At 59.9% G+C, this 9853-nt stretch carries 6 protein-coding genes; all 6 read left to right on the top strand.

Annotated elements, in window-relative coordinates:
• The first annotated feature begins 168 nt into the window (after positions 1–168).
• The 6 genes from prmA (at position 169) to HW554_RS19680 (ending at position 9816) form a co-directional block, all read left to right on the top strand.
• Complete coding sequence (prmA, locus tag HW554_RS19705) at positions 169–1005, top strand: 50S ribosomal protein L11 methyltransferase (protein WP_176910245.1); 837 nt, start codon at positions 169–171, stop codon at positions 1003–1005.
• Positions 1006–1325: 320 nt separating this feature from the next.
• The gene (locus HW554_RS19700) at positions 1326–6491 is read left to right on the top strand and encodes a hypothetical protein (protein WP_176910244.1); all 5166 of its coding nucleotides are present in this window, start codon (positions 1326–1328) and stop codon (positions 6489–6491) included.
• Between the two features lie 184 nt (positions 6492–6675).
• Positions 6676–7317 carry a glycerol-3-phosphate 1-O-acyltransferase PlsY gene (gene plsY / locus HW554_RS19695; protein WP_176910243.1) on the top strand — a complete coding sequence of 214 codons (642 nt, stop codon included), beginning with the start codon at positions 6676–6678 and terminating at the stop codon, positions 7315–7317.
• A 164-nt stretch (positions 7318–7481) separates the two neighbouring features.
• Complete coding sequence (locus HW554_RS19690) at positions 7482–7925, top strand: hypothetical protein (RefSeq protein ID WP_176910242.1); 444 nt, start codon at positions 7482–7484, stop codon at positions 7923–7925.
• 42 nt (positions 7926–7967) lie between these two features.
• Positions 7968–8378: an STAS/SEC14 domain-containing protein gene (locus HW554_RS19685; protein WP_176910241.1), complete on the top strand. Its 411-nt coding sequence runs from the start codon at positions 7968–7970 to the stop codon at positions 8376–8378.
• Positions 8379–8451: 73 nt separating this feature from the next.
• On the top strand, positions 8452–9816 hold the full coding sequence (locus tag HW554_RS19680; RefSeq protein ID WP_176910240.1) for a dipeptidase: 1365 nt from the start codon (positions 8452–8454) through the stop codon (positions 9814–9816).
• Positions 9817–9853: the final 37 nt, after the last annotated feature.

Genomic DNA, 9853 nt, shown 5'->3' with positions numbered 1-9853 from the left:
TATAAAAGGAGAAAGTGGTTAGGCTCTCAAAGAAAGTAATATTTGAATTAATATATATGACAAGCCGCTGACTACCGGCTGGTAGCGGTGGGAAAGCGCCGTTTTTTAGCCGACCTTTGCCGCCCCTTCCGAGGGAACATTCCGACCTGTACACTTCTCAATCTGAACATGGATTACGTTGAACTGCGCGTGCAAGCGCCCCACGAGCTGGCCGACATACTGGTAGCTGAGCTGGCCGAAGTGGGCTTTAACACCTTCGAAGACAACGACGAGGGCTTTTGCGCCTACATCGACGAAGACCAGTTTGCACCCGACGATGTGGCCGAAATCATGGCCCGCTACCAGGGTCAGGGCGAGCTGCAGTTCGACCACCGCATCATCACGCGCCAGAACTGGAACGCCGAGTGGGAGAAGAACTTCGAGGCGCTGGTTATTGCCGACCGCGTATCGGTGCGGGCCCCCTTCCACCCGGCCCGGCCCGATCTGGAGCACGAAATCGTGATTATGCCCCGCATGTCGTTCGGCACCGGCCACCACGACACCACGGCCCTGATGATTACCAACCAGCTCGACGTAGACCACCAGGGAAAACGGGTGCTGGACATGGGCTGCGGCACCGGCATTCTGGCCGTAATGGCTGTGCACCTGGGAGCGAGCTACGTGCTGGCTGTTGATGTGGAGCCCTGGACGGCCGAAAATGCCGCCGACAACGCCCTCGAAAACAACGTGCAGGACACCGTGGAAGCCCGCCTCGGCGACATTACGGCCCTCGACGGCGAAGAGCCCTTCGACCTCATCCTGGCCAACATCAACCGCAACGTGCTGCTCGATGATATGCCGGCCTACGCCCGCTACCTGCGGCCCGGCGGCCCCATTCTGTTCTCGGGCTTCTACGAGGAAGACCTGGCCCAGATCCGGGCCGCTGCCGAGCAGGCCGGCTTCCGCTACGAAAGCCACCGCGTCCAGAATCACTGGGTATCGGCCATCTTCCGGCAGCCCGCTTAGGGCGCAGGCACCAACGCAAAAATCCGTTTTGTCCGGCACCGGGCGAAACGGATTTTTGCATTTAGGCCATTTCACAAGCCGGTGGCTATCAGAATATAAGTAAAATTGGGAAGAGTAGGAATGTAGGCAGGCACCCGGTTAACAGCACCAGAAAGTGCCGGCTTTTACCGAAATTGTAGGCGGTTAGCTGACTTGATGCGCCAGAGCCCCGTCTGGGCCTGTGCGTAGGGCTGCCGGCCAGAGTACAATTTCAGCGGTCCGTGCCCGTTGTCGGTCGGCCCGGCTTATTTATGGTTGCTTTGACGAAGACACTACACACTATGAAGCAGGTTGCTTTCACTTGGGTTTGGATGCTACTGCTAAGCCTGGGGCTGGCAGCCCCGGCGCTGGCCCAGCAAAAACCGGCTCCGGCCGCCAAGCCCGGTGCGCCCGCCCCGGCCCCGGCCCCGCCCAAGTTCACGGGTAAGTTCAGCTCGGAGCCCGAGCAGTTTATGGTAGATGTGCAGGCGCTGATGGCTACCACCAACAACGCCGCCGCCAAAACCGCCGGCACGCGCCTGCAGCAGGTGTGGGCCAGCAACCGCCTCACGGCCACCCAGCAGCGCTACATCGTGTCGTTGAGCCAGTATATGCTGGCGCGCAAGCTGCGGGCGCGGCCCCACTTCGAGGATTTTTTTACGGCCATTGCGGCCGGGGCGCTGGTACAAAACCTGAGCGACGACCAGATGACCCAGCTGCTGAATGCGGTAGGCAAAACCCTAGAGAAGGATTCGCCGGCTGATGCCGCTGAGTTTCTGGCCACGGCCGCCCAGTTTCTCGACACCAAATTTCTGCATCGCTCCCGCTACAGTTCGCTGCGCGCCGTAGGCGGGCAGTTCCGCTTTGCCTACAACGCCACCGATCTGCCGCCGCTGGCACCTGCCACCGCAGCGCCGGCCGCAGCAGCGCCGGCGGCCAAAGCCAGCCCCAAAAGCGGCGGCTGGGGCGACGACGACCCCTGGGCCACCGACGATACTCCCGCTAGAAAGGGGGCCAAGCCCGCCGATTCGGGCTGGGGCGACACCGGCGCAACCTACGCGGCCGGCTACGTAACCCCGCCTACCCGCGGCGCAGTTATCATGCTCGACAATGCCGATTTGTTTCTGATTACGGCTTCCGACTCGGTGTACATTGCCAAAACCAGCGGCGTGGTAGTGCCGGCCCAAAACCGCTTTGTGGGCTATGGCGGCACATTTACCTGGGAAGTCAATGGCAACCCCGCCTCGGCCGCCCTGGCCAGCTTCGACTTTGATATCAGCAAGGCCGAGTTTATGGCCAACCCCGTAACCCTCACGTATCCGGCCGTGCTCGAAAACCCGGTGCAGGGCTGGCTGGCGTTTAAAAGCGTGCAGCGCAAGGCCGGCGACAAAAAGGATACTGGCTACCCGCGCTTCATTTCGACGACCAACGACGCCCGCGTAAAGAACATCGGCGACAACATCCGCTACTTCGGGGGCTTCTCGCTGGCGGGCACCCAGGCGCTGTCGTCGTCGCTCGACGGCTCGCTGTCGCACATCATCGTCGATGTGGCCGGGCAGCCCAAATTCCGGGCCTCCTCGCGCTCCTATGTACTGGGCGACTCGCTGATTACGGCCCAGCACGCGGCTATTTCCATCTTCCAGGGCAAGAGCGACTCGGTTACGCACCCCGGCGTGAAGCTCAAGTACAACAAGAGCACCCAGCTGCTGCAGCTTACCCGCGAGCAGGGCTTATACAAGAACACAGCCTACTACGACTCCTACCATCAGATGGAGATTACGACCGAGTTGCTGAGCTGGCCGGTTCGCACGCCGTTCATCGACTTTTCGATGCTGACGGCCAAAAACCAGGTGGCCGCCGGCTTCGAGTCGAAGGAGTTCTACACCAACACCCGTTACCAGCAGATCAAGACGATTAACAAGCTGCACCCGCTGCAGATGATGGTGGGCTATAGCCTCGAAAACGGCAACAAACGGCTGTTTACGGTGCAGGATGTAGCCAGCTTCCGCAAGCTGAAGGTGGAAAACGTACGTGCCGTGGCTTCCGGCCTGGCCCGCGACGGCTACGTAGGCTGGTACCCGCAAACCGACCAAGTGGTGCTGCTGCCCAAGGCCATGCACTACGTAAACTCGTCGCGCGGCAAGAAAGACTACGACCACATTTCGCTGAAGAGCCTCTCGCCTTCAGGCAAAAACGCCACCCTCGACCTGAACTCCAACGACCTGATTGTGCGGGGCGTGGACCGTTTCAACTTCTCCGACGACTCGGTAACTGTATTCGTGAAACCGGATTCGAGCATCGTCCGGATTCAGAAAAACCGGGGCGTGCTGTTCAACGGCACGGTGGTGGCCTCGGCTTTCATCTTTAAGGGCAAGGAGTTCAAGTTCGATTACGACGGCTTCTACATCGATTTGGCCAAGATTGACTCCATTATTGTGAAGGGCAAGGGCACAAAAGGCTCGGTGATGCGGGCCCGCAAGGACCCCGACTGGGCCCTGACCAACAAAAGCCGCACCTCGACGGGCCGGCTTTACATCAACGCGCCCAACAACAAATCGGGCCGTAAGAAGCTGGGGGCCTACCCGTCGTTTGATGCCAGCACCGGCGCCTACGTATTCTTCAACAAGCCCGAGGTACTCGGCGGTGCCTACGACACTACGCTGTACTTCGACATCCCGCCCTTCAAGCTCGACTCGCTTAACAACAAGAACCGGGCGGCGGTGGGCTTCAAGGGCACCTTTGTGTCGGGCGGCATCATGCCCGATTTCAAAACCAAGCTCAGCATGCAGGAAGACGGCTCGCTGGGCTTCGTGTACGATGTGCCCAAGGCTGGTTTCCCGCTCTACGGCAACAAGGGCACGCTCTACAACAAAGTCAGCATGAGCAACCGGGGCCTGCAGGGCATCGGCAATATCAAGTACCTGACCGGTGACTTCAGCAGCGACCAGTTCATCTTCTATAAAGACTCGGTAGTAACGGTGGGCAAAACGGCCACCATTCTGCCGGGCCCGCTGGGCGGCACCGAGTTTGCGAAGGTCGACCTGCTGCCCGGCTACCAGATGAAGTGGGCCGTACGCCAGGACTCGATGTACCTGACCAGCCAGCCGAAGGGCGAGGCCTTCCGCATCTACGACGTGGCCTACGGTTTCCGGGGCACGCTCACGTACTCGCCCGGCGGCCTGCGCGGCAACGGCGCCATGGACGGCCCCCAGTCGTTTGTGCGCTCCACGGCCTTCCGGTTCAAGCCCACCCAGTACACCGGCCAGCAGGCCACGTTCAACATCAAGTCGGCTGAGGTGAACAAGCCGGCCCTGACGGCCAACAACGTAAACTTCGTTTACGACCTGAAGGCCGGCAGCACCGAGTTTGCCCGCGAATCGTCGGACAACAAGTCGAGCATCGATTTGCCTTACTCCGACTACCGCACCACCCTTTCAGGCGGCAAGTGGGATTTCAAGAAGAAGCTCGTGCAGCTGCGGGTGGCTCCCGGGGCCGATTCGTCGCGCTCTTATTTCTATAGCACGCTGCCCGAGCAGCAGGGCCTCAAGTTCCAGGCCTCCACGGGCCAGTACGATTTGAGCCGCTACCAGCTGGTAGCCGGCGGTGTACCGCGTATTGCGGCCGCCGACGCCTGGATTGTACCCGACTCGAACCGGGTGTACGTGCTGCCCAACGCCCGCATGCGCGAGTTCAAGAATGCAGGCATTGTGATGGACACGCTGCAGAAGTACCACCAGCTTTACAAGGGCGAAATTAAGGTACTCTCGCGCACGGCTTTCAGCGGCAACGCGCTGTACAACTACAAAACCTCGGCCGACTCGTTCGCCATTAAGTTTGCCAATTTCCGGGTCGATTCGCTGGCCACGGCCACAGCCATGAACACCAGCGGCAAGAAGGGCGGCGGGCTGCTCAAGCGCGGCCCCGATGCCAGCGACAATGCCCCGGTTTCGCCACCTACGTTGGCCGTTGCGACTATTGCGGCGGCCGACAAGTTCAACCTCGCCCCACGTATTGGTTTCAGGGGGGGAGTGAAGATGAACTCGCAGAAAAAAGGCTTCTCGTTTGATGGCCAGGCCAAGCTTAACTTCGTGAAGACAGCTTCGGCTTCCGACTGGTTTGCAGTGCAGGACACCATCGACCCGCAACGCATCCGCATCAAGCTGAATGAGCCCAAGGATGAAAGCGGCACCCCGATGCTTTCGGGCCTGTTTCTGTCGGAAAGCACCGGCAAAGTATACCCGCTGTTTGTGGCCACCAAGCCCGGCGTAACCGACGCCAACCTGTTTACCGTGGATGGCACCCTGAGCTACGACCAGCGCCGCCGCCAGTATGCCATCAGCCGCCACAACTACACCGACCCCGACATCTACGAGGGTTCGGTGCTGACGCTGCAGGACTCGACCGGGGCGCTGAACTTCCGTGGTAAGCTCAATTTCATCAGCTCCAACAAAGACTATACCCTGACGGCCGCCGGCCTGGGCTACGCCAAACCCGACAGCGCCATTTATGACATCGATACGTTTATGGCCTTCGACATCAACCTGCCCGAGAAGGCGGTGGAGGCGATGGCCTTGGACCTGGCTACCGGTGCCCGCGGCAACCCCGAGGCCCTGAACACCACTTCGGGCCAGCTCTACAAAATCGGGGAAATGGCGGGTAACGCAGCGGCCCGCGACTACGCCACCCGCAAAAGCGGGGCGCTGTCGTTGCAGAAGCTCTCGGCCAAGTTTCTGCACACGCTGGTGCTCAACCAGGTAAACATGCGCTGGGATGAGAAGCGCCGGGCCTGGTACTCGGTGGGCAAAATCGGCCTGGTGAGTGTGGGCAAAAAGGACATCAACGCCATGGTTGACGGCTATATTGAAATCAAGAAGGAAAGCACCGGCGACGCGGTAGACATTTACCTGGAGGCCGAGCCCCGCACCTGGTACTACCTCAAGTACAGCAACAACGTGATGCTGGCTAAGGCCCAGCACGGCTCGTTCGACGAAATCATCGGCCTCAAAGCCAAAGGCGACTATAACACGGCCACCGAATACGGCTTTTACCTCGGCGACGAGCAGGAGGTGCAGCTTTTCCTTAACCACTTCCGCAAAGACTACCTCAACGAAACCACCAAGCGCCGACTGGACGTAACCCAGCCCCAGCAGACTGGCAACTTCGACTTCATGGAGGATACGGGCAAGAAAAAGAAGAAGAAGAAAAACGACCCCGTGGATGACGTGATGCAGGACACGCCCCCTCCGGCCGAAGAGACCGGCCGCAAAGGCCGCAAACAGAAAGCCGAGCCCACCGCCGATACCCCACCACCCGCCGCACCTGCGGCCGCCCCGGCCGATGAGTCGGGCAAGAAAAAGAAGAAGGAAGCGGTAGAAGCCACGCCACCCGCCGACGAGCCCCCGATAGAGGATTCGAAGAAAGAAAAGAAGCGCAAGAAGAAAGCCGGCGACGACCCCTTCGCCGAGTAGTATTAGAAGACCCGGTAGCCTGGCTGCCGGGTCTTTTTGCATGTAGCGCGAACCGAAGACCAGTGAAGCTTCTGCGACGCATATCGTCGAACGAAATCGTAGCAACGTCGGCAATGCTACGCGACGCGGAAGCTTCGCGCTACGGCTTATCTTTACCCCTCCTCTCCCTCCTCTCTCCTTCCGCATGAATCTACCGTTAGTGCTTGGCCTGCTGGTGGCCGCTTACCTGATTGGCTCCATCCCGACGGCCCTGTGGGTGGGGCGGGCCTTTTTCGGACTCGATATCCGCGAGCATGGCTCGGGTAACTCGGGCGCTACCAACACGTTTCGGGTGCTGGGCAAGAAACCGGGGTCATTCGTGATGGCCATTGATGTACTCAAGGGCTGGGCCGCTACTTCGCTGGCCACTGTAATGCTGAACCAGGGTGCCATTCTGCCGCAGCAGCTGCTCTACTTTCAGCTGGCCTGCGGTGTGTTGGCGGTAGTGGGGCATATTTACCCCATCTGGGCGGGCTTCCGGGGCGGCAAAGGCGTGGCCACCGTGCTGGGCATGATGCTGGCCATTGCCCCGGCCACGGTGGGCGTCTGCATTCTGGTGTTTATTACGGTACTGCTGATTTCGCGCTACGTGTCGCTGAGCAGCATGACGGCCGGCGCTACGTTCGCGCTGCTGCAGCTGCTGCCCGGCTTCCGGCCCGACAACTCGCTGCTGCTTTGGTTCGGGTTTGTGCTGGCGGCGCTGCTTGTTTACACCCACCGCGCCAACATCGGCCGCCTGCGCGCCGGCACCGAAAGCCGCGTGCCCATGCCCTGGGACAGGAAATAGCCGCCAGCTCCTGAGGCAGGCACTAGTTGCCATTCGGGAGCAATAGTATTGCGGCCCAGCTTGGGCATGCGGGCTGATTTCGGTATGTTTGCGCGGGAACCGATGCCGGTGCGTAGTGCCGGCCAGACAGCCTGTTCCTGCCAGCCGTACCCTTCCCTTCGCCCGTGCCCGACAGGACTCTGATTACCGAAACATACGGGAGTGTTCTGCTGGCTCCGGAGGTGCCCTGCCTGATTGTGCAGTGGCATACGTTTGCCAATCGTCAGCAATTTCGCTCTTTCATGGACCGCTCCCTGGAGCTTTACATACAGGAAAGCCGGCACACCCGGCCATTGGGTTTGCTGGGCGACACCCGACTGGTAGGCGCCGTTACGCCCGATGACCAGCACTGGCTGCGCACCGACTGGAACCCGCGGGCCTATGCGGCCGGCATCCGGCATATGAGTTTTGTAGCGCCCGAAAGCATATTTGGCCAGATATCGGTGCAGAGCTACACAAACAATACCGAAGCGGCCAACGCTTATGCTATCAACATAGCGCACTATAACACCTTGTCCGAGGCGAAGCAATGGCTGCATCAGGCCCTGCAGGAGCCGGCCGTTGACTAATTCTCTCCCCCTTTCTACCCGCTGCTTCCCTTCGCTGTCATCATGAAACTAGAACTTAAAAGCTCGCTGGGCCGGCCCTACATCACGGTGGAGGACGATACGGCTAACCGCTGGATTGCGGTGGATTGGGTGGGCTACCTGACCGCCGACAGCATTCAGGCCGGTGCCCAGGCCTACACTTCGGCACTGGCCGAGGCAGGCTTCCAGTGCGTACTCAACGATACGCGCAAGGTTATCGGGCCCTGGGACCACTCGCTGGAGTGGGTACTCAATGAGTGGGCTCCCAATGCCGCCGCTGCCGGCCTGCGCTACTTCGCCATGGTTACCACACCCGACTCGCTGGCCGACGAATCGGCCCAGACCTTCTACGCTCAATTAAAAGCGTTTGAAGTGAAGATGTTCAGCGACGATGAGGCGGCCAGGCAATGGCTCCAGCAATGCAACGCCAAATAAGTCGCTGAGCTTCGGCCCATACCCACACGCGTTTCTTCAGCCAATCTTTACACCCCACCCGAAACACCCTTATATGGATACGACCTATCTGAAAGAAAACCAGGACCGCTTCCTTACCGAGCTGATTGACTGGCTCCGGATTCCGTCGGTTTCGGCCGACCCTAAGTTTCACGGCGACGTGTTGAAGGCCGCCGACTACCTGAAAGCCCGCTTTGAAGAGGTAGGCCTCGACAACGTGGAGCTGTGCCCCACGGCCGGCAACCCCATCGTGTACGGCGAGAAAATAGTGGACGCCAGCCTGCCCACCGTGCTCGTGTACGGCCACTACGACGTGCAGCCCGCCGACCCTTACGAGCTGTGGGATTCGCCGCCGTTTGAGCCGGTAATCAAGGACGAGAAGATTTATGCCCGCGGCGCCTGCGACGATAAAGGCCAGGTGTACATGCACGTGAAGGCGCTGGAGGTGATGAAGCAGGCCGGCGAATTCCCCTGCAACATCAAAATCATGATTGAGGGCGAGGAGGAAGTTGGCTCCAACAACCTGGGCATCTTCGTGCGGGCCAACAAGGAGAAGCTCAAGGCCGACGTAATTCTGGTATCCGATACCGGTATGCTGGCCAACGACTCGCCCAGCATTGAGGTAGGCCTGCGTGGCCTGAGCTACCACGAGGTAGAGGTAACCGGCCCCAACCGCGACCTGCACTCGGGCCTCTACGGCGGCGCGGTGGCCAACCCCATCAACGTGCTCTGCAAGATGATTGCCTCGCTGCACGACGAGAACAACCACATTACCATCCCCGAGTTCTACAACAACGTAACCGAGCTGAGCACCGAGGAACGCGAGGAGCTCAACCGCGTGCCGCACTCCGACGACGAGTTCAAAAAGAGCATCGGCCTGCCCGACGTGTACGGCGAGAAAGGCTACACTACCGTCGAGCGCGTGGGTATCCGGCCCACGCTTGATGTGAACGGCATTTGGGGCGGCTATACTGGCGAGGGTGCCAAAACGGTTATTGCGTCCAAGGCCTACGCCAAAATATCCATGCGGCTGGTGCCCAACCAAACCTCCGACGAAATCACGGCCCTGTTCCAGAAGCACTTTACCAGCATTGCGCCCAGCGGCGTAACCGTAAAGGTAAAGCCCCACCACGGTGGCGAGCCCGTAGTAACGCCCACCGACTCGGTGGCCTACAAAGCAGCCGCCGATGCCATGGAAACCACGTTCGGTAAGCGCCCTATTCCTACCCGCGGCGGCGGCTCCATCCCTATCGTGGCCATGTTCAAAACCGAGCTGGGCCTCGATACCGTTCTGCTGGGCTTCGGTCTCGATTCTGATGCCATTCACTCACCCAACGAACACTACGGCGTCTTCAACTTCATGAAAGGCATCGAAACCATCCCGCACTTCTACCATAACTACGCCGCGGCGATGAAGTAAGCCACTAAATGTTACAAGCCCGGATAACAAAAAGCCC

This window comes from Hymenobacter lapidiphilus, from assembly GCF_013377885.1.
GTDB lineage: Bacteria > Bacteroidota > Bacteroidia > Cytophagales > Hymenobacteraceae > Hymenobacter > Hymenobacter lapidiphilus.
The sequence above is the reverse complement of the archived record's forward strand: the minus strand, read 5'-3'. Positions and strand labels throughout refer to the sequence as shown.